Origin of the sequence: Solirubrobacter phytolaccae, from assembly GCF_027587195.1 — a bacterium.
Classification (GTDB): Bacteria; Actinomycetota; Thermoleophilia; order Solirubrobacterales; family Solirubrobacteraceae; genus Solirubrobacter; species Solirubrobacter phytolaccae.
In genome coordinates, this window is sequence record NZ_JAPDDP010000033.1 from 1 (window position 1) to 25993 (window position 25993).

Below are 25993 nucleotides of genomic sequence, written 5' to 3' on the forward strand. Positions count from 1 at the left end.
CGGCGGGGTACCGCGCGCCGTCTTTGATCGGCCCGCGCGGGCCATTGGTCATGGTCAGCGGCGCCGGCGGCGCGCCCAAGCCGAGCCGGGCGAGGATCGCGGCGGCGTCGGCCGGCGCGGGCTTGCCGCACAGCTTCGCGGCGAGCACGCCGGCGAGGCCCTGCACGTCGGCCTTGCCCGCCACGCGCTTGGCCAGGAGCTTGTCCAGCCCGGAGCACGCGGGCGCCTTGCCACCGCCGTCGAGCGCGGCCGCGACCGTCTTGAAGCCCTTGACCTTGCCCTTGAGCGTGAGCACGACCTTCCCTCCCGTGGCCGCGCCACGCGGACGCACGACGGCGACGGCGAGCTTGCCGCCCTTCACCCCACCGGCGACGGTCACGCCGGCCGGCGCGGACTTGACCTTCACGCTCTTGACGCCGGACGCGAAGGTCACGGCGACCTGGCCTTCGGCGGGCAACGCGAGCGACTTCGAGGCCGCCTGCGCGGCCGAGCTGGATATCAGCAGGACACCGAGTGACGCGATGAGGAGGCGGAGAGCGGGGAGCATGGCCGGCGACGCTACGGTCAAGGCCCCGTGCGCACATCAGGGAACCCCCTAGTGAGCGAGTGTTGAGTGACCTCCACACTCATTTACCGCTAATCCGATCGGGTTTATGTATTTATCTCCCCCGTCCGTTTGAGAACGAGGGGGTCATCCATCTTGCGCACCCGCGCATTCGCGGCGTCCGTCGCCGCACTTCTACTGTCCGCGAGCCCAGCGCTTGCGTCCAGCCCAGCCGACGAGAAGCTCCAGCCGTACGAGGCGACCGTGTCGCGCGCCGAGGCCGGCATCGTCGCCGACTCGGGCATCGAGCTCGACCACGCCGGCTTCAAAGCCGGCGTCCTCGGCGAGCAGAAGCTCGAGATCGCCATCACCAAGAGTCAGGCCGCCGCGCTGGAAGCCCAGGGCATCGCGCTGACCGAGCAGGTGCTGGACAAGCCGGGCGTCGTCGCCACCGGCGGCGACAGCCCGAACCCGTACTACGACGTCTTCCGCAGCTACTCCGAGCCGGGCGGCATCGCGGACGAGCTGCGCGCGCAGGCGGCCGCCAACCGCGACGTCGCGAAGGTCGTGGAGATCGGCAAGTCGCTGCTCGGCAAGCCGATCCTCGCCATCAAGATCACCGACAACGCCCGCAACGTCGCCGACGGCTCGCGCCCCGCGGTGCTCTTCGGCGCCATCAACCACGCGCGCGAGTGGATCGCCGCGGAGGTCGCCCGCCGCGAGGCGAAGTGGTTCCTCCAGCACAAGAACGACCCGCGCGTCGCCGAGCTGCTCAAGACGACCGAGATCTGGGTCCTGCCGGTCTTCAACCCCGACGGCTACGACTACACGTTCACCTGCGGCACGGGCGCGACCGTCGCGCTCTGCGGCCCGGGCGCGGCGAACTCCAACCGCCTGTGGCGCAAGACGCTGCGTGACAACAACAACGACGGCATCTTCGGCAACGCCGGCGACGGCGTCGATCCCAACCGCAACTTCCCCGAGCAGTGGGCGCTCGACAACGAGGGCTCCAACCCCTCCCCCTCGGCCGAGGACTACCGCGGCCCGTACGCGAACTCGGAGCCCGAGAACGCGGCATACGACCGCTTCCTGAAGAAGATCAAGCCGGTCTACAACCTCAACTACCACTCGGCCGCGCAGCTGCTGAACGCCTCCTTCGGCTTCATCACCAACCGCCCGTCCGACGACGACACGCTCTCGCGCGCGATCAGCGGCACCGACGGCGACGCCGCGGTCGACCCGTACACGCCGCAGCAGGCCTCCGAGCTCTACGTCACCCACGGCGAGACCGTCGACTGGGCGTACTTCCAGCACGGCACGATCGGCTTCACCCCCGAGCTGGACACGGCCGCCACCGCGGGCGCGTCGGGCAGCTCGTTCGTCTTCCCGGACGACGAGACCAAGGTCCGGGCGGTGTTCGACAAGAACCTCGACCTGGCGCTTAACCTCGTCAACTCGGCGACCCACGTGGATCGCCCCTCGAACTTCACGCAGGACCCGGCGGAGTACCAGGTCAAGCCGACCGTCGACATCCAGCCGACGAAGTTCGACGTGTCCTACGGCGGCCCGCAGATCGTCGAGGCGATCGTGCGCCGCTCGCTCGGCAACGTCGACGTCTCGGCCACGATCTCCGGCCCGGGCGGCACCTCCCGCTCGCAGCTGCTGCGCGCGACGCCGTACCTCGGCGGCGAGCGCTACGGCGACGTGCCCGGCGCGTACTTCCAGCGCGTGCGGGTCACGCTGCCGGAGAACTGGAACACGGCGGCGGCGCCGCGCGTGCCGACCGTCGGCGACACCGTCGCGGTCACCGTCCGCGCGGGCGGTCAGCAGCAGCGCTTCTCCTACCGCATCGCCTCCACGCAGCAGGACAAGACCAAGCAGCGCGTGCTGGTGGTCGCGGCGGAGGACTACACCGGCACCTCGCCGAATCGCAAGGCCGGCTACGCCACGGCGCCGCGCTACCTGCAGCAGCACGTGGACGCGCTGAAGGCCGCGGGCTACGAGGTCGACACGTTCAACACGGACGCGCCGCCGCTGAACGCCGTCGGCGTCCCGGGGCAGCGCAACCCGACCTTCCTCGGCGTCTTCTCGCACTTCGACGCCGTCGACTACTACACGGGCGACGACTACGTCCCGCAGGAGCCCGCGGAGACCAACCCGCGCTACCTGAGCACGGCGACGGCCTTCACCGGCTCCAACGTGGTCGCCTCGTGGGCGGTCAAGGGCTGGTTCGAGCTGCGCGACTACCTCAATGAGGGCGGCAAGGCCGTGCTCGACGGGCGCAACGTGAACACCACGTTCGCGTCGACGAGCACGTCGCTGACGGCGTACTCGAGCTTCCAGTTCTACGCCGACCCGCTGTACGGCTTCAACTACCCGCCCAACGGTGGCGGCGACGACGACCGCCCGGGCACGGCCTACCTGCGCCCGCACGACGTCAACAACGACATCGAGCAGTACTTCTTCGGCGTCGGCTCGCGGGCCGGCGGCTACGGCTCGACCACCTACAACGCCGCGGCGGTCGGCCCGGTGGGCAGCGGCATCTTCGCCGGCGTGGCGCCGTTCACCGTCGACACGGCGGCGGGCGACGACCCGAACACCGACGCGGCCGGCACCACCGCGGTCCCGCGCGCGAAGTCGGTCACCCGTCTGCGCACGCTCTCGAGCATCACCTCGCAGCAGCCGCTGCGCCAGGAGCGCGCCGAGCTCGACGTCCAGACGACGCCGGCCCAGGCGTCCAATGGCGGCGTGGCGGTCTCCACCCGTGACACGATCACGTTCGGCTTCGGCCTCGAGCAGGTCGACCAGGCGACGCGCGAGACGCTGGTCGCCCGCGCGTTCGGCTACCTCCTGCCGACGGCCGCCGACACGACGGCGCCGGTGGGCGACTTCACCTACCCGGCGGCCAACGCCTCGATCGGCTCCAACAGCCCGGTCGACGCCGAGGTCCAGGGCTACGACGAGCGGGGCGACATCAAGGAGGCCCGCTACTACGTCAACGGCACGCTGATCACGACCGACAAGTCGTTCCCGTTCCAGTTCCGCTACTGGCCGACGGCGGCGCAGTCGAACACGACGCTCACGCTCAAGGCCGAGCTCGAGGACAAGGCGGGCAACGTCAAGGCCGTCGAGCGCCCGGTGCGCATCGTGGCCGAGACGCGGCTCGTCGAGGCGCCGCTCCCGGCGAACCCGCCGACGCTGACCGGCTCCCCGACGGTCGGCTCGGCGCTGACCGTGGTCAACGGCGGCTTCCTGAACAACCCGGCGTCGACGACGGTCGAATGGCTGCGGGACGGCGACGTGATCGCCGGCGCTTCGCAGTCGAGCTACACGCTCACCACCAGCGACCTCGGGCACCTGGTGAGCGCCCGCATCATCGCCGCCAACACGGCGGGCGACGCGGACGCGACGACCAAGGGCCTGTACGTGTCCGCGGCGTCGAGCGGGGCCACCGGTCCGCAGGGCCCGGCCGGTCCGACGGGCCCGACGGGTCCGACGGGCGCCACCGGTGCGACGGGCGCGACCGGGGCCACGGGTCCGGCGGGTCCGATCGGCGCCACCGGCCCGGCCGGCCCGAAGGGTGACAAGGGCGAGAAGGGCGACACGCCGAACGTGCGCGTCACCTGCGACCTGTCCTCCGACGGGCGCTCGATCGTCTGCACGATCACCGCGGTCTCCCCCGCGTCGAGCAGCGCGAAGCTGTCCGGCACGGCGAAGATCTCCGGCGCGAAGACCACTAAGCGCTGGAGCGGCAAGGGCCGCGTGAAGGTCACCCTGAAGTCGACCAAGCGCCTGAAGAAGGCGCCCAAGGTCGTGATCCGCGTGGGCAAGACCGCCAAGACGGTCCAGGCCAAGCGGTAGCTAGGTGCGCGGGCGGAAGCTCGCGTAGGCCCCGGAGTGGAACGCGGCGAAGGTCTTCGCCGCGTCCGGGGTCATTCCCAGGTGGACGAGGTGCTGAGCGGCCTCGCGGTCGTCGAGCGGGGCGCCCTTCGGCGCCTTGTCTTCCTGGGGCTCCGGCATGTTTGTGACGTTACGCCCATGGGCTTTCGACCGACACTGGCCAGAAGTCCGGGGTTATATTCCGAGCCGGGTGAGCCTGGACGAGCATCGCGATGTGTTTCTCGACGCCCTGCTGGCCCGCGACTCCGCTCGCGCGCGGCGGGTCGTCGAAGTCGCGCTCGAGCAGGGCTTCCCGGTCCCGGACCTGTACCTCTCCGTGCTCGACCCCGCCCTGCGCGAAGTCGGGCACCGCTGGGCGATGGGCGCGCTCAACATCGCCGAGGAGCACTACGCGACCGCGATCGCGCAGTCGATCCTCGACGGGCTCTCACGCCGCCTCTCGCGCGCGGCGCGCGACGGACGGCTCGCGGTGGTCACCGGAACGCCCGGTGAGCAGCACGCGCTGGGCGCTCGGATGGTCGGCGACTTCCTCGAGGCCGACGGCTGGGAGGTGATCCAGCTCGGGGCGGGCGTACCCGCCGCGGACCTGCTCGCGCTGGTCGAGCACGAGCAGCCGGATCTGGTCGCGCTCTCCACCGCCACGGCGGGCGCGCTGGACGGCGTGGCCGAGGTCCTGGGCGGGCTCGCGGCTCTTTCTCCGCGGCCGTTCGTGGTCGCCGGCGGGCAGTTCTGGACCGCCCACACGCGGGCCACGGCGCTGGAGCTCGGGGCCGATCACGTGGAGCAGGATCCGCGGGCGCTGGTCGCCGAGCTCTACGAGCGGATCCCGCCACCCGGTTGAGTGCGTATGGACATCCGTCCGCTTGTCTCACCCCTGACTCATCTGTAGCGTCGTCGCCCTACGGCGCGTGCGCAGGGTTCGCACGCATCCACGGATGGAGGGTTTGTATGAGGGGTCGGCCTTTGGCCATCGTCGGAGGACTGCTCGCCAGCCTGGCGCTCACGGCGCCGGCGTACGCGCAACAGTTCACCCCCGGCTCGCGGAGCCTGGGAGACCGCCTGATGCCCGCACTGGGCAACGGCGGCTACGACGCGCTGCACTACACCAACACGTTCAAGTACGACCCGGTCGCGAACTCGATGCTGCCGGGCTCGCAGAGCGAGATCACGATCAAGGCGACGCAGAACCTGAGCGAGTTCGCGCTCGACCTGCGTGCCTATGTCGTGTCCGAGGTCACGATCGACGGGGTGCCCGCGGGCGTCGCGCGCGCGGCGAACGACAAGCTCGTCGTCACGCCCGCCGCCGGCATCGTCAACGGCCGTGAGTTCAAGGTCCTCGTCAAGTTCACCGGCACGCCGCTGGAGATCGAGGACCCGGACGGCTCGTTCGAGGGCTGGTCGCGGATCGCCACCGGCGGGTTCGTCGTCAACGAGCCGCAGGGCGCGATGGGCTGGTTCCCGAGCAACAACTACCCGAGCGACAAGGCGACCTACGACTACAAGGTCACGATCCCGGCCACGCACACCAACGTGTCCAACGGCGAGCTGACCTCCCGCGTGGACAACGGTGACGGCACCCACACGTGGAACTGGTCGATGGGCTACCCCACGGCGACGTACCTGACGACGTCGACCGTCGGCGTCTTCGACTACCGCAAGTGGGACGCGCCGCAGGGTTCCGCGCTCGGCCGCAGCGGCCGGCCGCTGGAGATCTACGACGCTTGGGAGAGCGCGCTTCCCGCCGCCACCAAGACGTCGATCACGAACGCCGCCAACCGCCAGCCCGAGATCATCAAGTGGATGTCGGAGCAGATCGGCCGCCCGTACCCGTACGAGTCGCACGGCACGGTCACGCACCGCACGAGCCTCGGCTACGCGCTCGAGTCCTCGACCAAGTCGCACTTCGGCGGCGGCAGCATCAGCGTGGGCACCCTCGCCCATGAGATCGCCCACCAGTGGTTCGGCAACGCCGTCGGCCCGCAGACGTGGGAGGAGATCTGGTTCAACGAGGGCTGGGCCACGTGGTGGGCCTGGTACTTCGCCAACAAGCTCAACGGCAGCGCGACGACGACGGCGCAGCAGTTCACGAACAACTACAACTCGACCTCCCAGCCCGCGCGCTGGAACACGGCGCCGGCGACGCTCGCGAGCGGGGCGAACCTGTTCGACACGTTCCCGGTCTACACCCGCCCGGCGTTGATGCTCGAGGCCTACCGCCAGATCGTCGGCGACGCGGCGTTCTTCGGCTTCCAGCGCGCCCTGCTCGACGAGCACGGCAACGGGGACATCAACATCAACGAGTTCATCGCGCTCGCCAAGAAGGTCGCCACCCAGCAGGCCGGCTTCGACGCCACGAACGTCGGCAAGCTCGACACGTTCTTCACCCAGTGGCTGAAGACCGCGAGCAAGCCGACGATGACGCCGTCGAACTTCTTCCTGAGCTCGTCCTTCCCGGGCAACGTCTCCGGCACCGTGCCGGCGACGCTGTCGCTCACGCTGGGCACCGTGCCGAGCCTCGGCGCGTTCGTCCCGGGCGTCGCGAAGGAGTACACCTCGTCCACGAAGGCCAACGTCGTCAGCACCGCGGGCGACGCGACCCTCGCGGTGAGCGAGCCCGGCCACCTGGCCAACGGCGCGTTCACGCTGCCCGAGCCGCTCCGCGTCGAGCTCAGCAAGACGAGCTGGACCGGCCCGGTCTCCAACGACGAAGTCACCGTGACGTTCAAGCAGCTCATCAAGGCCACGGACGCCCTGCGCACCGGCGCCTACTCGAAGACGCTGACCTTCACGCTCTCGACGACCACGCCGTAAGCGCCCGCTGAACGCTGTGCCGCGGCCCTATTCGGGGTCGCGGCGCAGCGCGCGCTTGCCCGAGTGGAAGTCCAGGAACGTCCGCGTGCTGTCGAGGCTCATCTTCGTGATCTCGGCCAGCCGCTCGACGTCCGTGTCGTCCTGCTGCGTGGTGTCCGGCTGCGGGTTCGGGGCGTCCATGTGCCCGGGTAATCGGCCGTTCCGTCCGAATCGCCGAATAGGTTCGCCGCGTGGCCGCGATGACCATCTGCCCGCAGTGCGGGTCCAGCTTCCTGCAGCCCTTGCGCTGCGAGGCCAAGGGCTCGGACGTCCTACTCGTCGAGCTGCGCTGCTCCGAGTGCCAGGCCTGGCACAAGGAACCGCACACCCGCGCCGACATGAAGGAGCTGGATCGCCAACAGGCGGCGTTCCGCGCGACGATCGTGGACGGCTACGAGCGGTCGGTGGCCGAGAGCATGGAGGCGCTGGCGACGTGCTTCGGGCATGCGCTGGCCTTGGACCTGGTTACGGCTGACGATTTTCGGCCGCGCGGCGCGGCGCCTCGGGCCTAGCGGAGCTCAGCTCGTGTGGCGCGCCTCGGGCTGAGAGCGCGTCGTTCAACGGCCATCGAGGGGGGAATGGGAGTGCGCTCGTGATCACTTTGGTCCGCTCCACGTCCGGTCGACCAAGCTCGCGCAGGACCGCGCTCCGAACAAAGGGGGTGCGGTCGGAAAGCTTCCCCTGACGCAGCTTTCCGACCGCACCCCCTCTCCGCGCCCGTTCGTGGACCGGAAATCGATCACGCCGAGCCCAAGCGGCACGGCCGAGGGACGATCTCCGTGGCCCGTAACTGTCGGTAGGCCGGCACGGCGCTCCTAGGGAACACCGTGCGGAGCCCGAGAGGCGCTGAGCTCGGGCGCGCGGGTGGCGCCAGAGCTCACTTCCCCCTCGGTGGGCCGTTGAACGACGCGCTCTCAGCCCGAAGCGCGCCACCCGAGCTGAGCTCTACCCGCTCTACCCCGCCGTCGTAGCCGCCGGCAGCGCCCCCGCCGCCCGCAAAGCCGACACGATCGCCCGCGTCGCAGGCGACCGATTGAGCGTGTACAGGTGCACGCCCGGCGCGCCCTCGCTCAGCAGCTCCGCCGCCTGCGCCGTCGCGTAGGCCACGCCGAGCTCGGCGACCGCGCGCGGGTCGTCCTGGCGTAGCTCCAGCTCGCGCCGCAGGGCGGTCGGGATTGTCGCGCCGCACAGCGAGGCCACGCGCTCGATCATGCTGGTGCTGGTGACCGGGATGATCCCGGGGAGCACCGGCACGTCGACGCCGCCCGCGCGGAGGCGCTCGACGTAGCGGCGGTAGTCGTCGTTGTCGAAGAACAGCTGCGTGACGAGCACGCTCACGCCGGCGTCGACCTTGGCGCGGATGTGCGCGAGGTCCTCCGCCCAGCCGCGGGAGTCCGGGTGCGGCTCCGGGTAGGCGGCGCCGAGCACGCAGAAGCCCGCCTCGGCGGCCAGCTCCGTGAGCTCCAGCGACGACTTCAGGCCGCCCTCGGGCGCGCGCCACGTCGACTCGCCGCGCGGCGGGTCGCCGCGCAGGGCGAGCACGTTGTCCGCGCCGCCGGCCGCGGCCTCGGCCAGCAGCGCGACGAGCTCGTCGCGCGTGAAGCCGGTCGCGGTGACGTGCGGCACGGCCTCCAGGCCGCGCTCGCGCGCCAGCCGGCGCACGACGGCGAGGGTCAGGTCACGCGTGGAGCCGCCCGCGCCGCAGGTGACGGACACGAACGCCGGCTCGAGCGCCGCGAGCTCCTCGATCGCGCTCCAGAAGGAGAGCTCGGCCTCGACGGTGCGCGGCGGACCGAACTCGAACGAGACGATGGGCTCGGAGCCGAGCTGGGCGTCGATCCGGGTCATCCGCCGGCCACCGCCGGGAGGATCGTGACCTCGTCGCCGTCGGCGACCTCGGTGTCCAGCCCGTCGAGGAAGCGGATGTCCTCGCCCTTCAGGTACACGTTGACGAAGCGGCGCAGCGAGCCGTCGCCGTCGGCGATCCGCTCACGCAGCTCGGCGTGCTCCTCGTAGAGGCCGTTCAACGCCTCACCGACGGTGCCGCCCTGGACGGCGACCGACGTGTTGCCGCCCGCCGCGTCCCGCAGCTGGGTCGGAAGCTTGACCGTGACCGCCATCACGCCACCTCACCCGGGAGAATCGCCCCGTGGGCGATTGCTCCCCGCGAAGCGAGCCCGCTGGGCGAGGCTTCGCCCACCCCCACCGGAGCGAAGTGCTCGTCGAAGGCGTCCAGGGACGCCGGGATGGTCGTGACCTCGAACGTGTCGCGCACCGCGTCGATCGTCTTCAGGCCGTCGCCGGTGACCATCGCCACCACGCGCTCGTCGGTGCCGATGTCGCCGCGCGCGGCGAGCTTGGCCAGCGTGGCGATCGTGACGCCGCCGGCGGTCTCGGTGAAGATGCCGGTCGTCTCGGCGAGCAGGCGGATGCCGGCGCGGATCTCGTCGTCGGTGACGGAGTCGATACTGCCGCCCGTGCGCTGGGCGAGCTCGACCGCGTACGGGCCGTCGGCGGGGTTGCCGATCGCGAGCGACTTGGCGATCGTGTCCGGCTTGACGGGCTTGCAGACATCGGTGCCGGCGGCGAACGCCGTCGCGACCGGCGAGCAGCCGAGCGCCTGGGCGCCGTTCATCGTGGGGATCTCGCCCTCGACGAGGCCGGCGTCGATGAACTCCTGGAAGCCGCGGGCGAGCTTGGTGAACTGCGAGCCGGACGCGATCGGGCCGACGACGCGGTCCGGCAGCTCCCAGCCGAGCTGCTCGACGGTCTCGAACGCGAGCGTCTTGGAGCCCTCGGCGTAGTACGGGCGCATGTTGATGTTCACGAACGCCCAGCCGGGCCGCTCGCCCGAGACCTGCGTGCAGAGGCGGTTGACGTCGTCGTAGTTGCCCGTGACGGCCACGATCTGCGCGCCGTACGCGCCCGTGGCGAGGATCTTCTGCTCCTCGAGGTCGTGCGGGATCAGCACGTAGGCGGGCATCCCGGCGGCCGCGGCGTGGGCGGCGACGGCGTTGGCGAGGTTGCCCGTCGACGCACAGGCGAGCGTGTCGAAGCCGAGCTCCTTCGCACGAGCGAGCGCGACGGAGACGACGCGGTCCTTGAACGAGTGCGTGGGGTTCGCGGTCTCGTTCTTGATCCAGATCTCCTTCAGCCCGAGCTTGGCGGCGAGGCGGTCGGCCTTCACCAGCGGCGTCCAGCCCGTGGGCAGCGCGCTGCGCGCCGGGCCCTCGAGCGGGAGGAAGTCGGCGTAGCGCCACATCGTGTGCGGGCCCGCCTGGATCCGGCGCTTGAGCTCCGCGGGATCGGAGTTCGGGGCCGCGTAGCTGACCTCGAGCGGACCGAAGCAGCGCTCACAGACGAAGCGGGCCTCGAGCGGGTACTCGGTGGAACATTCCTTGCACTTCAGGGCATCTGCCGGCATGTGATCTTCGAATCCTCCGCCCGGTGTGCGGCGGAGTCTTCTTCGGCAGGTGCACCGGGGAGAACCCAACCGCATCTCCCAGGCTTTCTTGGTTGGAGCCTGATGGAATTGCCACCTTCTTCCCGGCGTGCGACGGGAGCAGGTTGGCGGGGGTTCAAAGGGCCAATCCCTCCCCCCCTCTGGATGCGTACAGCTATGTAGTCGGAAGCCTAGCGGATTTGCTTTAGAGGGAAGTACACTCCCTCGCGATGTTGCCCCCGACCGACGATCCGCTCAGTCCAGGCTATGCCGAGCCTGCCCAGAAGCCCGTTCGGTCGCCGGGGACGCGCCGCCGCTGAGGTCGCGCCTGAGCGCACCGAACCGCGCGTCGAGATCATCGAGTCGCCCGGCCTGCGCTGGATCAACATCGAGCGCCCGCGCTCCCTCGAGCAGGCGTGGCTGGAAGAGCACTTCGACTTCCACGCCCTGGACTTCGAGGACATCCGCTCGCGCAATCAGCGCCCGAAGGTCGATGAGTACGACGACTACCTGTTCATCGTGCTCCACTTCCCGCGCTACGACAAGAAGGTCTCACGGCTCAACGCCGCCGAGGTGGACTTCTTCGTCGGCCCGGACTTCCTGATCACGCTCCCGAACGAGAACGTCGAGCGCGTCGACGACCTGTTCGAGCGCTGCCGCAAGAACGAGGACTTCCGCGACCAGCTGTTCTCCAAGGGCTCGGGCTACCTGCTCTACAAGATCGTCGACGATTGCGTGGACGCCGCCTTCCCGATGCTGGGCAAGATCGGCAACAAGCTCGAGCGCATCGAGGAGGACATCTTCGAGGGCAAGGGCGACGACGTCGTGCGCGACATCTCCAACGCCAAGCAGGAGATCATCAACTTCCGCAAGATCGTCCGGCCGCAGCGCGTCGCCTTCCGCGACCTGGAGCGCAACAAGGCGCGCTACCTCGCCGAGGACCTGGACATCTACTTCGACGACATCATCGACGCGTCCGAGCGCGGCTGGGACATGCTCGAGAACTTCAAGGAAGTCGTGGAGGGTCTCGAGGCCACGAACGAGTCGGCGATCGCGCACCGCACCAACGAGACGTTCCAGGTCCTGACCGCGATCTCGCTGATCTTCCTGCCGTTGACGCTGATCGCGAGCTTCTTCGGGATGAACGTCCACCTGCCGTTCGAGGACTCCGAGTACGCGTTCTGGATCATCATCGCGGCCATGCTCGCGATCGTGGTCGGCGTCGCCGCGTTCTTCCGCCGGCGGGGATGGCTCTGAGCGAAGCCGCCCCACGGCGGCGGATGCTCGTGATCATCAACCCGGTCGCGTCGAAGATGACCGCCCGGATGAAGAGCCTGGTGGTCTACGCGCTGCAGGGTCGCTACGACGTGACCACGGCCGAGACGCAGGCCAAGGGCGACGGGATCGAGCTCAGCCGCCAGGCCGCGGCCGACGGCTACGACGTCGTGCTCGCCTTCGGCGGCGACGGGACGGTCAACGAGGTCGCCAACGGCCTCGTGGGCACCGATACCGCGCTCGCCTGCCTGCCCGCCGGCAACAACAACGTCGTCGCCAAGCTGCTCGGCGTCCCGACCGACGTCGTCGACGCGACCGAGCACCTGCTGCACCTGGCCGACGACTGGGCACCGCGCTCCGTCGACCTGGGCACGGTCAACGGCCGCCTGTTCACGTTCGCGGCCGGCATGGGCCTGGACGCGAGCGTCGTCGAGCGCGTGGACCGCAACCCGCGCCTGAAGAAGCGCTTCGGCCCCTTCTACTACGTCCAGTGCGCGGTCACGACGTTCCTGCGCAAGTACGTCGTGCACCCGCCGCGGCTCGAGGTCGAGGTCGACGGGCGCACGGTCGGCGGCGTCAGCCTCTTCGTCCAGAACGCCGAGAACTACACGTACTTCCACAACCGCGCGGTGCCGCTCGTGGAGGGCGCGCGCTTCGACTCGGGCAGCCTCGCCGGCGTCGTCCTCACCCGCGCGCGGCCGTACGACGTGCCGACCGTGACCTTCCGCGCCCTGTCCGGCGCGGCGCGGATCGCCAAGCACAAGGGCGTCGACGCCTTCGGCGGGTTCCACGAGGCCGTCGTGCGCTCCACCGACGGTCGCCCGATCCCGATCCAGGTCGACGGCGACCACATCGACGACGTCACCGAAGCGCGGTTCGGCATCCAGCCGGGAGCGCTCCGCGTCGTCGCGTAGTCGCCGCTTAAACGACAAAGGGGCCGCCGCGCACCGTGCGCGGCGGCCCCTCTTCACCTCACCTCGCTAGCGGCGCAGGGTGATCGTCGTCTTCTTCGTCTCGGCGGGCTTGCCCCAGTCCCGCATCTGCACGGCCACGTTGAGCTTGACGCTCTTCGGGCCGCCCTTGCGAGCGAGCGCGCGAGCGATCGCCGAGGAGGGCTTGAGCGTCACCGTCGCGGTGTGCGGACCCCAGCAGGTGACGTCCTCGCTGTCGATCGTGGCGGTCGTCAGCTTCAGGCGCTTGCGATCGGCGCTGGACACGGTGAGCTTCGCCGTGCCCGTCATCGCGCCGGTGCAGGCCACCGGGACCTTCACGCCCTTCTTGGTGAAGGTCGCGCGCGTCACCGACGACGCGACGGAGCCCAGGCGGTACGTGGCCGGGGTGTCGATCATCGGCGGCAGCGTGTTGCTCGTCGGCTGCAGCACCGTCGGCTGCTGGACCGGCGGGTTCGCACCCGGAGCCTCGGGCGCGCCGATCTCCAGGTCGAACGTCTGGCGGCCGACGTTGCCGGCGGCGTCAGTCGTGCGGACCTCGATCGTGTGCGGACCGACGCCCTCGATGTCGAACGGCGTGGCCTTCTTGGACGCGGGCGCGCCCGGCGTCAGGTCCTCGACCTTGACGTTGCGGTACTGCATGGTGTCCGCGCCGCCGTGGTTCTGGAGGCCGATGAAGCCGCGCGTGAACTGCCGCTGGCTCGTGTTCGGGTCACCGCCGCGGTCGGCGCTGATGCCCGGGTTGTTGTCCCACTCGTTGATGACCTTGCCGTTGCGGCTGATCTTGTAGTGCTGGCCGACGACCTCGACCTCGTAGTCCTCCCACTGACCGCGCGGCGTCTTGGGCTGCCCGATCTGGGAGATGTTGTTGTTGTCGAACGTGTAGATCGAGCCGGTCTTGCGGGTCTCGCGATCGTTCGCCTCGTCGTCGAAGAGCTGGATCTCGAAACCGCAGTAGATCGCGACCCAGGCCGGGTCGTTGGCGGCCGAGCCGACCTTCGAGCAGTCGTGCGTGCGCGGCGTCTGCTCCGGGTTCGGGAAGCGCACGAAGACGCCACCGTTGGAGAAGCCACCGTCCTGACGACCCTCGCGGAACTGGAGCTTGAGGCGGAAGTCGCCGAACTCCTGGACCGGGTAATAGAGCATGCCCAGGCCACCGACCGGCGTGATGCCGCCCGACCCGTCGGTCATGCGCGAGAAGTTGCCCGGACCGACCTGCTTCCAGCCGGCGAGGGAACCCTCGCTGCCGTCGAGCAGGACCTGCTCCGAGCTCGCCTCGTAGGTCGTCCACGGGCCACCGTCGACGCGGTACTCCGTCAGTGTGGTGCCGGAGCCCTTGTCGCCGTCCGGCGCGTCGAGCGTGACCGTGAGCGGACCGGCCGCCTCGTCGCCTTCGGCCGTGGCCTCGACGACGGGTGCCGTGCCGTCCACCCGCAGCACGAGCCGCTTGGTGGTCTCGACGTTCTCGGCCTTGTCCGTGGCGAAGTACTCGACCACGTGCTCGCCCGGGGCGTCGATCGTGAACGGACCCTCGTAGGTGCGGAAGTCGCCGCCGTCGACGCGGTACGAGACCTTGTCGATGGCGCCGAGCGTGCCGTCGTCGGCGGTGAGCTTGACCTGCGGCGCCGTCTTGTACCAGCCCAGCTTGCCGTCGGCCTTGGGCAGCTCGGCCGTCGTGCGCGGCGGCACGCGGTCCGAGCAGTCCACGCGGAACCAGTCGAACGCGGCGTAGTTCTCCGAGTTGCTGCCGTCGGAGACCTTGAGGCCGAACTTCAGCGTCTCGGGATCGCCGAGGCCGGTGATCTCCCCGCCGATCGCCTGCCACGTCTCGCCGTTGGTCGAGCCCTCGGCGACGTACGTGCCCGAGCCGTTCGCGCTCACCCGCAGCCAGACGTCGCCGTCCGGCGTCGAGATCTGCGGACCGGCCGTGATCTGGTTGGCGTTGTTGCGCGTGGCGACCCACTCGTACTGCGCGAAGGTGCCCTTCGAGATGTAGGTGATCTTCGCGAAGTTGTTCGGGGTCTCGCTGTTCCAGAGCACGAAGCCGGCCTGCTCGCCCTCGAGGGTGAGGGTCGAGACGTCGAGCTTGGTCTGGATCTGCCAGGACCCGGACGGGGCGTCCTGCAGCAGGACGTTCTTCGCGTCGGCCTGGTTGCCGATCATGTCGCCGGCACGGACCTTCATCCGCAGCGCGCCGTCCACGAAGGACCTGGCCGCCGCGTCACCGCGCTTGACTTCCCACTTCGGGTCCAGGTTCGGCCCGGTGAACTCGTCGTTGAAGTTCTGCGGGCAGTTCTCGGCCACGGCGATCGTGAACGTGAGCGCCTTGGTCGCCTCGACATTGCCGGTACGGTCGGTCGAGCGGAACTCGACCAGGTACATGCCCGGCTGCTCGCGGCGGATCGGCGCGGAGTAGCCCGTCCAGTCGCCGCCGTTGACGCGGTACTCGGTCCGGTCGACGCCGGAGCCCGGCTGGGCATCCGTCGCGGACAGGGTGACCGTGACCGGGCGGGTGTAGGTGCCGCCGTCGCCCGGCTGGGCCGGGGTGAGCGAGCCGACCGTGACCGGGGCGGTCTTGTCCTCGGCGGAGAGCACGTCGACGTCGACCGTCTTGGTGTCCTTGGCGCCGTCGGCGTAGGTGACCGTCAGGGTCGCCTGGAAGCGGCCCTCACGCGGGTAGGTGTGGGTCGGGTTGGCCTCGTTGGACTTGGCCGAGCCGTCACCGAAGTCCCACTCCCACGCGACGCCGCCGGAGCCGCCGCTGGAGAAGCGGACGCCCAGGGAGCCGATCGGAAACGAGCGCGGGTTGGCGCCCGGGGTCGGCGCGCCGCCGACGTAGTCGTAGCGGTAGATGCCGACGGCCTGACCGGCGCGGAAGAAGCCGTCGTAGGTCTGGACGTACAGCGCGCCGTCAGGACCGAACTTCGAGTCCATGTACGAGCCGCCCCACGACAGGGTGTCGCGCAGCGAGTCGGCGTAGATCGGCAGGCCGTTGGCCGTGCCGGCCGTGGCCGGGTCGAGCAGCAGGCCGTGCTTGACGGACGGGCCGCCGTTGTTGTGCAGGAACCAGCGGCCGGACCAGTAGGCGGGCCAGCGGCGCGAGTTGTCCGCGCCTTCCTTGTAGCGGTAGACCGGGCCGTTCATGACGGTCAGGCCGGAGTTGGTGACGAACGGGCAGCCCTGCTGGATGTCCGCCGCGGCCGCCGCGTAGTTCGGCGCGCCGAGGCGACCGGCCGGAGCCGTGCGCACACGCGGGTAGGACGGGCAGCCGTTCTTCTCGCCGCCGACGCCACGACCCCACCAGAGGTTGTTGCCGCGGACCTTGCCGGCGTCCGCGCCGGTGCCGGTCGTGTGCGGGAACTCCACGAGACCCGTGTTGTTGATCGAGTCGTTGCGGAGGTTGTCGCAGTCGTACCAGCCCTCGGTGCCGCCCGTCGCCGGGCCGCCGGGCACGTAGCCCTCGGGGCTGTCGGTACGCGCGGCGCCGGTGTTCAGGCGATCGCGGTAGGCCTGCTTGGAACCCATGCAGTACGGCCAGCCGTAGTTGCCGGCGCGGGTGATCTGCGCGGCGTTCTCGTAGGTCGTCGGGCCCCAGGAGGCGTTCGGCGTGCCGGCGTCCGGGCCGACCCACGCCGTGTACGGCACGTCGGTCTCCGGGTCGATCGACAGGCGGCTCGGGTTGCGCAGGCCCATCGCGTAGATCTCGGGCTTGGCCTTGCCGCCGCCACCCTCGGTGCCGTTGAACAGGTTCGGGCCGTTCGGCGAAGTGGCCGTCGGCAGCGTGTAGGTCTTGCCGGGGCCGACCTCGGCACCCGGATCAGCGAGCGGCTTGAACCGCAGCATCTTGCCGTTGTAGTCGTTCGTGTTGCCCGCGGTGCGGCGGGCGTCCTGGAAGGAGAACGTCGTAGGGCCGCAGTGCGCGCTGGACGGCTCGTTCGGGCCGGTCGGGCACTTGGCGATCGGGTTGTTGCCCGAGTAGCCGAGCGGGCCGGTGTCGACGCCGTTGGCGCCGGCGGTGTTCTGCGAGGAGTTCGTGTCACCCGTCGTGACGTAGAGGTTGCCCTCGCTGTCGAAGCCCATGCCGCCGCCGACGTGGCAGCAGGAGTAGATCTGGGCGTCGTACTTGAAGATGATCTTCTCGGAGTTCAGGTCGAGCTGCTTCGTCTGCAGGTTGACCGTGAAGCGCGAGATGCGCGGCTCCGACATCTTCGAGATGCGGCGCTCGAGCGGCAGGCCCTTCGGCTTGGCGTTCTCGTTGTAGGACGGGAAGTACTGGAGGTAGACGTGACCCGTCGAGGCGAAGTCCGGGGCCACGGCGACGCCGATGAGCCCGTACTCCATCTTGTGGTCGCCCTCGCTGGTGCGCTCGCCACCGGTGCCGCCGTCGCCGTAGACGGTCAGCGTGCCGGCCTTGCTGACACCGCTGTTCTCCGCGCCCGTGTACTGCGACGGGTCGAAGATGTGCACGGTGCCACAGGCGATGCCGACGTTCTGGTCGGCGTGGTTGAGGATGCGGCCGAACGGCGGGAGGCCGAGCAGGTTGCCGCGCTCGGTGTCGGTGCGGCAGTCGCCGCGGCCGATGTAGACGACCCAGCCGTTGGAGGCGACCGAGAGGCCGTGCGACTCGCCCGCGGTGGTGGTGCCGGTCGCGGTCGGGCCGGCGCTCAGCACGCGCGTGCCCTTGTAGTTGGCGCTGATGGTCGCCTTGCAGTCGCCGCGGACGAGGCCCGCGGACCACTCGAGCGCGCCCAGGAGGTGCTTCTGGAAGTTCGTGTCCGAGTAGGCCCCGACGACGCGGCCCATGCCGGTGTAGAAGGAGCGGCCGCCGCGGTAGTCGCGGCACCACGAGATCGGCCAGTCGGTACCGCCGACGGCGGTACCGTCGCCGGCCGCCGCGCCCACGGCGTGGTAGCGCGCGACGGTGTGGACCTGACCCGTCGGGCGGGTGCCCCACGTGTAGTAGAGGTCCGCGCGGTCCTGCATGAGCGGCAGATCGCGCGTGGAGGGGTGCACGCGGTCGCCGGCGACGATCGTCTGGGTCGTCTGCGACGGGGTGTTGTTCGGGCGCGCGCCGATCAGCCCGTTGACGAAGCTCGAGCCGGGCTCGACCGTCGCCGTGGTGCCGATGCCGAGGAAGCCGTTGCCGGCTTCGACGTACGTCTGGAGCGCGGCCTCACCGGCCGAGTCCAGCGTGTCGCCGCCGACGTTGACGAAGACCAGGGACTGGTAGCCGGCGAGCTTCGTCGTGTTGATGTCGGCCAGCGTCGCCTCGTCGACCGTGAAGTCGTTCTCGGTGCCGAGCGTCTTGATCGTGTTGAGCGCCGCCGCATCGACGTCGCTCGTGCTGCTGCCCTTGAGCACGAGCACCTTCGCGCCGCTCTGGGCATGCGCGGTCCCGGTGCCGAATACCCCCAGCGCGAGCGTGAGCAGCAATGCCCACAGCCAGCGTCCCCTCATTGCCTGGTCTCCCCTCCGGTGGAACATCACGACTTCCCCTTCAGCGTCACGTTCTGCGTGTCGGCCGGCGCACCGGTGACCCGCAGCGTCAACTTGGCCCGCACGGACGCCTTCGTCCGGGCAAGCGCCTTCTTCACGGTCGACGAAGGCGTCAGCGACACCGTCGCGCGGCCCTCGTCACCGCAGTCGAGCGCCTTCCTGGCGAGGGTGCTCGACTTCAACTTCAGCTTGCGCTGGGTGGCGCGGTCGACGGTCAGCGTCAGCGTGCCGGCGGAGACGCCCTGGCAGCTCACGTTGACCTTGAAGCGACCGGCGCGCAGCGCGGACGTCGACAGCAGCTTCGAGGACACGTCCTCGAGCGCCGCGTACTTGCCCGGTTTGTCCGTCGACGGCGCCTGCGGCGTCGGCGATCCGAGGACCGTCTGCGCCCGCACGGTGAACCGCACGCTCTTGTAGTTCTCGACGTTGCCGACGAGATCCTCGGAGCGGAAGTCCACCTGGTAGCCGCGCAGCTCGCTCAGGTCGAACGCGCCCTCGTACGCGGTCCACTCGCCGCCGTTGACGCGGTACTCGGTCGCGACCGCGCCCGAGCTGTCGTCGCCGTCCGCGCGGCTGAAGGCCACGCGCACCGCGCCGATGTAGTCCGCGACCGGGTCGGCGCCGTTGAGCAGCACCGCCGTGGTCGGCGCCTTCACGTCCACGCGGACGTTGAGCGTCTTGATCGCCTCGGTGTTGCCGGCAACGTCCAGCGTGCGGTACTCCACGAGCTGGGTGCCCGAGCCGCCGACCGAGAACGTGTCGTCGTACGCGGTCCACTCGCCGCCGTTGACGCGGTACTCGGTCTTGACCGAGCCGGAGCCCGCGCCGTCGACGCTGCGCAGCGTGATGCCGACCTCGTGGTCGTTCCAGCCGCTCGCCGGGAGGTCCGTCGGGTACGTGAACGACGTCGTCGTCGGCGCGGTGGCGTCCACCTTGAGCGAGATGCTCTTGAACGGCTCCGGGTTGCCGGCGCGGTCGATCGCGCGGTACTCGATCTTGAGGTCGCCCTCGGTCGTCAGGTTGAACGGGCCCGCGTAGAACAGCGTCGAGCCGCCGTTGATCCGGTACTGGATCTGCTCGACGCCCGAGCCGCCGTTCTCGTCCGTGCCGGTCAGCGTGATCCGCGGCGCCGTGGTGTGCCAGCCGCTCGCGGCGGGCTCACCCTGGAGCTGCAGGTTCGACGTCGGCGCGGTGTTGTCGTTCGGGAACGGGTTCACGCCGGTGAGGTCGGGCATCTCGAACGAGCCGCCCGGCTCCTCCAGCGTCATCGCCATCAGGTACGCACGGACGTTGCCGCCCGTGTTGGTGGACGTCGGCATCCGCCACGACGCGAGCTTCTTCGTCGGGTTGGGGTTGTCCACCGGCACGTGGAAGATCGAGCAGCGAGCGCCGTCCGATCCCGAGCCACCGGTCGTGTAGCGACCGCTCAGCGGGCCGATCGCGATGTGCGCCGGCAGCGTGGGCGTGCCACACCAGTCGGCGAAGTTCACCGTGATGTCGGCGAACGTCCCGTCGGTGTAGTTGAAGCGGAACGTGCCACCGCCGGCGCCGTCGGCCGTCGTGCCGAAGACGTGGAACTTGGTGAACGCCTTCTGGTCAGCCGGGTCCAGCGTGTACGTCTTGCCGGTGAAGCTGGCGAAGTTCGCCTTGGTGCCCGAGGTGTCGGGCATCCGCAGCGGAACGTCGTCGAGCGCGTCCTGGCCCGGCGTCGCGACCGTGTTCGAGGGCGGCATCTCGTCGCCCTTGAACGAGTAGCCGCCGCGGATCTGCGTGTTCGCGCGGGTGGCCGGGAGCGTGATGCCGATCGTGTCGAGGATGTTCGTGACCGCCGGGGCGGCGAGTTCCTGGATGCGGATGTTCCGGAAGGAGACGTCGTCGGCGGTGCCGTGGTTCTGCAGGCCGATGTAGCCGGCCGACGCGCCGTTGGCGCCCGTCCGGGTCCACGTGTTCACGACCGTGCCGTTCAGCGTCATCGTGTAGACGCCGTTCTGGAACTTGATCTCGTAGTCGTTCCACTGACCCGCGGGCTTGGCGGCACGCGCGTTCTCGCGGTCGAAGTTGTAGACCGAGCCCGTCTTCTGGTCCTCGCCGTCGCCGGCGACTCCCTCGCGGATCTGGATCTCGTGACCCTGGTTGATCGCGACGTTCGGGTCCGTGCCCGGGTTCGGGAAGCGGACGAAGACGCCTGAGTTGTCCGTCGCGTCGGCGGTCTTGAACTGCAGGCGCAGGACGAAGTTGTCGTAGGTCTTGGTGTTGAACCACAGCAGGCCGAGGCCGCCGCGGCTCTGGAGCCGGCAGCCCTCGCCCTCGTCCTGGACGAGGTCGAAGCCACCCGGGCCCGCCTGGGTCGTGCCCGCGAGGTCAAGGCCGTTCCAGAGGCGGGTGAAGCCCGACTCCACGGTGCCGTTGACCGTGCAGGCCGCGGCGACCGAGGGCCGGACGCGGAAGTAGTCGAACTTGGCCGTGACCAAGTTGGCGGCGTTGCCGCGCAGCGCCATCGGGCCGAGGTGCGCGGCGGAGAGGTCCGAGATGTCCCGGGCCTTGCCGATGTCGGTCCACGCGGTCCCGTTCGTCGAGTACTGCGCCGTCGCCTGGCCGGCCGCGTTGGCGCGCATCCGCAGGTAGAAGCTCGTGAGCGTCGTGGGGACGGTGACGCGGTACGGCTCGTCGAGCTGGTAGGCGCCGTCCTTGACGCGGACGAACTCGACCTGGGCCGACGTGTCGCCCGTGCGGACGAGCACCGCCTTGACCCAGTTCGCGGGCTCCTTGTAGAGGAGCAGGCCGGCCTGCTGACCGCCCGCGGCCGTCGTCAGGTCGATCTTGGTCTCGGCTTCCCACGTACCGGCGGGGACGGGCTGTCCGATCAGGTTCGGCGCGGTGCCGTCGACCTCGTTGGCGCCCGTGTCGATCTCGAGCGCGCCGTCCTTGACGCGGTAGCCGCCCGCGACTTCGCGGACGATCTGGCTCCAGCGGCACTTCTCGATCTCGGTGCCCGAGAACTCGTCGCTGAGCGCGTTGAGGGAGAAGGAGTGGAACGCGACCTCGGGGCCGTCCTGGGCGTTGTCGGCGGCGTACATGCCGACCTTCACGCCCGCGCCGATCTTGGCGGGACGTCCGATGGGTGACCAAGTGGTGCCGTCGCCCGAGTACTGGGCGCGGATCGTCTCGCCGTCGGAGATCACGCGGATGTACACGTCGGCCGGGAACGAGTCGCCCAGCGCGGGCGTGGTGTCCACGCCGATCTCGAGGCGCGGCTGCTGGTCGTTCGTGTAGATGTGCTCGAACCAGCGGCCCTGTGAGCCCTTGTTGATGACGACGACCTTCGAGAAGGTGCGGTCGTCCTTGTAGACCATGATCCCGGCCTGCTGGCCCTCACGGTTGAAGTCCTTCGAATCCAGCTTGGCGGTGGCCGCCCAGCCGCCGGTGGCCGGCGTGTTCTGAAGGATCAGGTTCTTGGCGGTGGCGCGGTCGCCGTACATGTCACCGGTGAGCGCCTTCAGCTTCAGATCCCCGTCAGCGACGCTGTAGCCGGTGGTGTCTGGACGGACCACCGTGCTCCAACGCGTCGTGTCGAGGGTGGTGCCGGTGAACTCATCGACACCGCATGACGCGACATCGAGTGCGGCGTCTCGCACCGGCGCCGCGCTCGCCGACCCGACGAGCGCGCACAACAAAATCAATACCCCACAAACCAGCGACGTCCGTGTGGACCGCATTCCCCCTCCGTTTCTCCCCCTGCGGCATTCAGCTACGACTTGGCGTAAGCTACCACCGAACTGGAATTAGGGTCGAGTCTTTGGTTCGCTTGTTGTCCGAAGTGCCAGGATGGACAGCAGGATTTGGGGGGGAGATCGGTGTTGGAGGAGAACATGAGGCAAGGAAGGCGTCGCTTCGGGCGCGCCGCAATGGGGGTCGTGCTCTCTGGAGCCGTGGTCGGATACGTCGGCGTGGCCGGTGCTTCCGAGCCGCGTGCGGACGAGACGATCGGGGTCACCGTGTCCAACGAGTGGGCCCCGAAGACGATCGCGATCGAGACCGGAGACACGGTCACGTTCGACTACTCCGCCAGCGCGGGGGTGCAGCACAACCGCAAGGGCGAGACCGGTCCGGCGGAAGACACGACGTGGTTCGTCGCGACCGAGTTCAAGGCCAGCGGCACGGACGAGCACACGTTCAACCTGCCCGGCGAGTACACGTTCATCTGCCAGGCGCACACGAACACGATGACCGGGACGATCACCGTCACGGGCGATCCGGTCGAGCCCACGCCGACCCCGACGGCCACGCCGACGCGGACGGCGACCCCGGTGCCCACGGTGCGCCCGACGGTCACGCCGGCGCCGACGCCGGCGGGCGAGAACCGCGACACGCCCGCGCCCCAGGGTGCGGCGCGCGCCGACACGGTCCCGCCTGCGCTGACGAACCTCAAGCTCAAGGCGCAGACCCGCGGCGCGAAGGTGTCCTTCAAGCTGTCGGAGTCCGCGGCCGTCACGCTCCGCGTCAAGCGCGGCAAGGCGACGGTGCGAACCGTCCGCGCGTCCTTCCGGGCGGGCGGCGGCTCGGTCACCCTGCGCCGGCTCCCGCGCGGCAGCTACAAAGTCGAGATCGAGGCGCGTGACGCGCGCGGCAACCGCGCCGCCGTCCAGCGCAAGACCGTGAAGGTGACCCGCTGATGGCCCCGATGGAACCGCCGATGGGCGCCGGGGGCAACCGGCGTGACTTCATGCGCAACGGCTTCGGCTCGTTCGCGCTGGTGTGCACGTTCGCCGCGCAGAGCTCGCTCCGCGGCTCCGAGGTGACGAAGTCCAGCGCGCCGGCGACGTCCGCCGGGCGCCGCTTCCAGGCGGCCTCGCCGTTCACGCCCTTCCAGCGTGACCTGCCGATCCCGCCGGTGCTCGCGCCGGTGTCTACCCGCAACGGCGTCGACGTCTACTCGGTGGACATCAAGGACGGCATCGCCGAGATCCTGCCGGGCTTCGAGACGCCGATCTACGGCTACGAGGGCGTCTACCCCGGGCCCACGATCCGCGCCGTGAAGGGCCGTCCGTCGGTCGTCCGCCAGACGAACAAGCTCGGGTTCGACTCCAACGTCCACCTCCACGGTGGCTACGTCCCGGCCAAGCACGACGGCCACCCGATGGACGTCATCCTGCCGGGCAAGTCGTTCGACTACACGTACCCGAACGAGCAAGACGCGGCGATGCTCTGGTACCACGACCACGCGCACGGCCGCACGGCGCACACGCTCTACTACGGCCTGGCGGGCATGTACCTGCTCTCGGACGAGCGTGACGTGGAGCTCGGCCTGCCGCAGGACGAGTACGACGTCCCGCTGATGCTGGCGGACCACGCGTTCAACAAGGACGGGTCGTTCCGCTACGCGGAGAACGTGGACCTGGGCTTCCGGGGAGACACGATCCTGGTCAACGGCGCGGTCTCGCCCCGGATGACGGTCCAGCGTCGCATCTACCGGCTGCGCTTCCTCAACGCGTCGAATGCGCGGTCCTACAACCTCAAGCTCGGCAACGGTCGCACGATGCTGCAGGTCGCGTCCGACGGTGGCCTGCTCGAGAAGCCGGTCTCGCGCTCGACGGTGCTCATCCACCCGGCCGAGCGTGTCGAGCTGCTCGTCGACTTCCGCGGGTTCCGGCCCGGCTCGGAGATCGTCCTGCAGAACATCGACGGCGAGTCGCCGGGCACCAAGTCCGTCATGCGCTTCGACGTCGAGAGCGGCGGCGGGGCCGAGGAGTTCGTGATCCCGACCGGGCGCATGCGCACGCTCGAGAAGCTGCCGGCGCCGAACGCGAGCCGTCGCTGGGACCTCGGGCTGTTCACGCAGTCCGGCGTGCAGTGGCGGATCGCCGAGCGGGGCTTCAACCCGGATCGCATCGACGTGCGGCCGCGGCTCGGCTCCTCGGAGCTGTGGCAGTGGCACAACCCGTCCAACCGCGTGCACCCGATGCACCTCCACGGCATGCTCTTCCGCATCGTGGAGCGCTCGACGGGCGTCGTCCATCCCGCCGACCGCGGCTGGAAGGACACGATCGGCGTGCTCCCGGGCGAGACGGCCACGGTCCAGCCGTGGTTCATCCCGCACACGGGCCGCTACGTGTTCCACTGCCACGCGCTCGAGCACGGCGATAAGGCGATGATGCTGCAGCTGGAGGTGGAGAAGTGAAGCGCGTCCTGATCTCGACGGCGCTCGCCTTCGGCGTGCTCGCGTCGCCGGCGCTCGCCGCCGACGAGGTGATCAGTGGGCTCGACACGCTCGTCTGGGACAAGCCGGCCGTCTCGATCCTGCCGGGTGAGAAGGTCACGTGGCAGTTCCCGGGCACGGCGCAGGCGCACCACGTCGCGTCCAACGGCGTTGACGGCGCGGCCGTCGTCGACGCCTCGTGGACGAGCTTCACCTCGCCGCTCGGCGTCCCCGCCCCGAACGCGGAGTTCACGTTCACCGAGCCGGGCACGTACAAGTTCATCTGCACGGTGCACAAGGACACGATGTTCGGCACCGTGTCCGTGGGCGTTGCGCCGCCGCCCCCGGCTCCGCCGCTGCCGCTCAGCCAGCAGCCGCTCGGCAACGACGCTCCGGCTCCGACCACCTTCGAGAAGGTGCAGGAGGACAAGGCCAAGCCGAAGCTGTCGAAGGTCTCGGCCACGCGACGCGCCCGGGGCACCGTGCGCGTGAAGTTCCGCGTCAGCGAGCAGTCCACCGTGCTCGTGTCGCTCAAGCGCGGCGGCAAGACGATCAAGTCGGTCGTCGGCGCCGGCACGGGCAGCGGCTACCTGGACGTCAAGAAGGTCAAGGCCGGCCGCTACACCGTCCAGGTGCGCGCGGCCGACGTCGCCGGCAACGAGGCGGCGATCAAGAAGACCAGCATCACCGTCCGCTAACCGCGGGCGACGGCGACGGGGCAGTCGACGGTCTCGATGAGATCGTCGACCGCGCTCGTCCCGAGTCGGCGGCGCAGCCCGTGGAAGCGCTCACGGGAGGTGACGGCCAGCAGCGGTGGCCGCTCCTCGCGATGGACGAGGCGTGCGTCGAGCGCGGCCGCCAGCGTGGCCGCCGCGTCCGCGTCTCCCCCGGCCAGCAGGCACGTGCCGCGGTCCAGCACGGGCGGGTGACGCACGAGCACCACCGCGCACGGCGCGCTGGCCAGCAGCTCGTGGCGCAACCGCGGCGCGATCAGCCGCGCGGACCCGGCGAGCGGCCGCGTGCCGGCGACGAGCACGTCGATCCGCTCGCGCTGGGCGAGCCACACGAGCTGCTCGGCGGTCCGGCCGCTGAGCACGTGCGTCCCCGGCGGCAGCGGGATCGCGATCTCGTCCGTCCCGGGCGGCACGACGTGGGCGATGATCAGCTCGGCGCGGCCTCCGCGCGCGAGCCGCGTCGCGAACGCGAGCGCCCAGCGCGACGGCAGCGAGGCGTCCCAGGCGACGCAGATGCGGCGCAACGGCATGTGCACCACCGTGCCGCGCGTGCGGTCCGCCCGCCATTGGGCGCTATCCCCATCATCGGACGTGTGGCCAGCCCCA

The 25993-nt window shown here is 70.0% G+C and carries 17 protein-coding genes, 1 pseudogene and 1 riboswitch; of the genes and pseudogenes, 9 read left to right on the forward strand and 9 right to left on the reverse strand.

Annotated features, from left to right (window positions below; translation table 11 throughout):
• Positions 1–547 (reverse strand): annotated as a pseudogene (locus OJ997_RS18150) (hypothetical protein); the annotation flags it as partial.
• A 153-nt stretch (positions 548–700) separates the two neighbouring features.
• On the opposite strand from OJ997_RS18150, the gene OJ997_RS18155 reads away from it, so the two are divergent.
• Positions 701–4405 carry a M14 family zinc carboxypeptidase gene (locus OJ997_RS18155; RefSeq protein ID WP_270026604.1) on the forward strand — a complete coding sequence of 1235 codons (3705 nt, stop codon included), beginning with the start codon at positions 701–703 and terminating at the stop codon, positions 4403–4405.
• Here OJ997_RS18155 and OJ997_RS18160 read toward each other — a convergent pair whose 3' ends face one another.
• On the reverse strand, positions 4406–4564 hold the full coding sequence (locus OJ997_RS18160; protein WP_270026605.1) for a hypothetical protein: 159 nt from the start codon (positions 4562–4564) through the stop codon (positions 4406–4408).
• A gap of 94 nt (positions 4565–4658) precedes the next feature.
• Between OJ997_RS18160 and OJ997_RS18165 the strand changes: the two genes are divergently transcribed.
• Both OJ997_RS18165 and OJ997_RS18170 read left to right on the forward strand, forming a co-directional pair.
• On the forward strand, positions 4659–5285 hold the full coding sequence (locus OJ997_RS18165) for a cobalamin B12-binding domain-containing protein (protein WP_270026606.1): 627 nt from the start codon (positions 4659–4661) through the stop codon (positions 5283–5285).
• 122 nt (positions 5286–5407) lie between these two features.
• Complete coding sequence (locus OJ997_RS18170) at positions 5408–7255, forward strand: M1 family metallopeptidase (RefSeq protein ID WP_270026607.1); 1848 nt, start codon at positions 5408–5410, stop codon at positions 7253–7255.
• Positions 7256–7282: 27 nt separating this feature from the next.
• Here OJ997_RS18170 and OJ997_RS18175 read toward each other — a convergent pair whose 3' ends face one another.
• Positions 7283–7435 (reverse strand): hypothetical protein, encoded by a 153-nt coding sequence (locus OJ997_RS18175; RefSeq protein WP_270026608.1) that lies wholly within the window; start codon positions 7433–7435, stop codon positions 7283–7285.
• 50 nt (positions 7436–7485) lie between these two features.
• On the opposite strand from OJ997_RS18175, the gene OJ997_RS18180 reads away from it, so the two are divergent.
• The gene (locus OJ997_RS18180) at positions 7486–7806 is read left to right on the forward strand and encodes a hypothetical protein (protein ID WP_270026609.1); all 321 of its coding nucleotides are present in this window, start codon (positions 7486–7488) and stop codon (positions 7804–7806) included.
• A 442-nt stretch (positions 7807–8248) separates the two neighbouring features.
• Here OJ997_RS18180 and OJ997_RS18185 read toward each other — a convergent pair whose 3' ends face one another.
• Genes OJ997_RS18185 through thrC form a run of 3 tightly spaced genes read right to left on the reverse strand, consistent with a single transcriptional unit; the run spans position 8249 to position 10718 of the window.
• Positions 8249–9142 carry a methylenetetrahydrofolate reductase gene (locus OJ997_RS18185; protein WP_270026610.1) on the reverse strand — a complete coding sequence of 298 codons (894 nt, stop codon included), beginning with the start codon at positions 9140–9142 and terminating at the stop codon, positions 8249–8251.
• Entirely contained in the window at positions 9139–9414 is a 276-nt protein-coding gene (locus tag OJ997_RS18190) for a ubiquitin-like small modifier protein 1 (protein WP_270026612.1), read from the reverse strand. The genes OJ997_RS18185 and OJ997_RS18190 overlap by 4 nt, the downstream gene beginning before the upstream one ends.
• Positions 9414–10718: a threonine synthase gene (thrC, locus tag OJ997_RS18195; RefSeq protein WP_270026613.1), complete on the reverse strand. Its 1305-nt coding sequence runs from the start codon at positions 10716–10718 to the stop codon at positions 9414–9416. Before thrC ends, OJ997_RS18190 begins: the two co-directional genes overlap by 1 nt.
• Before the next feature lie 68 nt (positions 10719–10786).
• Positions 10787–10908, reverse strand: a riboswitch (SAM riboswitch).
• A 95-nt stretch (positions 10909–11003) separates the two neighbouring features.
• On the opposite strand from thrC, the gene corA reads away from it, so the two are divergent.
• The gene (corA, locus tag OJ997_RS18200) at positions 11004–11993 is read left to right on the forward strand and encodes a magnesium/cobalt transporter CorA (protein ID WP_270026614.1); all 990 of its coding nucleotides are present in this window, start codon (positions 11004–11006) and stop codon (positions 11991–11993) included.
• The gene (locus OJ997_RS18205; RefSeq protein ID WP_270026615.1) at positions 11984–12925 is read left to right on the forward strand and encodes a diacylglycerol/lipid kinase family protein; all 942 of its coding nucleotides are present in this window, start codon (positions 11984–11986) and stop codon (positions 12923–12925) included. Before corA ends, OJ997_RS18205 begins: the two co-directional genes overlap by 10 nt.
• Positions 12926–12991: 66 nt before the next feature.
• Here OJ997_RS18205 and OJ997_RS18210 read toward each other — a convergent pair whose 3' ends face one another.
• Together OJ997_RS18210 and OJ997_RS18215 are read right to left on the reverse strand one after the other, a co-directional pair.
• The gene (locus tag OJ997_RS18210) at positions 12992–18418 is read right to left on the reverse strand and encodes an OmpL47-type beta-barrel domain-containing protein (RefSeq protein WP_270026617.1); all 5427 of its coding nucleotides are present in this window, start codon (positions 18416–18418) and stop codon (positions 12992–12994) included.
• 26 nt (positions 18419–18444) lie between these two features.
• Positions 18445–22173 carry an OmpL47-type beta-barrel domain-containing protein gene (locus tag OJ997_RS18215; RefSeq protein WP_270026618.1) on the reverse strand — a complete coding sequence of 1243 codons (3729 nt, stop codon included), beginning with the start codon at positions 22171–22173 and terminating at the stop codon, positions 18445–18447.
• A gap of 213 nt (positions 22174–22386) precedes the next feature.
• Here OJ997_RS18215 and OJ997_RS18220 point away from each other — a divergent pair, with 213 nt between their 5' ends.
• Genes OJ997_RS18220 through OJ997_RS18230 form a run of 3 tightly spaced genes read left to right on the forward strand, consistent with a single transcriptional unit; the run spans position 22387 to position 25351 of the window.
• Positions 22387–23130: a cupredoxin domain-containing protein gene (locus OJ997_RS18220; RefSeq protein WP_270026619.1), complete on the forward strand. Its 744-nt coding sequence runs from the start codon at positions 22387–22389 to the stop codon at positions 23128–23130.
• On the forward strand, positions 23130–24635 hold the full coding sequence (locus OJ997_RS18225; protein WP_270026620.1) for a multicopper oxidase family protein: 1506 nt from the start codon (positions 23130–23132) through the stop codon (positions 24633–24635). The genes OJ997_RS18220 and OJ997_RS18225 overlap by 1 nt, the downstream gene beginning before the upstream one ends.
• Positions 24632–25351: a cupredoxin domain-containing protein gene (locus tag OJ997_RS18230; protein ID WP_270026621.1), complete on the forward strand. Its 720-nt coding sequence runs from the start codon at positions 24632–24634 to the stop codon at positions 25349–25351. Before OJ997_RS18225 ends, OJ997_RS18230 begins: the two co-directional genes overlap by 4 nt.
• Here OJ997_RS18230 and OJ997_RS18235 read toward each other — a convergent pair.
• Positions 25348–25917 (reverse strand): universal stress protein, encoded by a 570-nt coding sequence (locus OJ997_RS18235; RefSeq protein ID WP_270026622.1) that lies wholly within the window; start codon positions 25915–25917, stop codon positions 25348–25350. The two genes, OJ997_RS18230 and OJ997_RS18235, sit on opposite strands and share 4 nt — an antisense overlap.
• Positions 25918–25993: the final 76 nt, after the last annotated feature.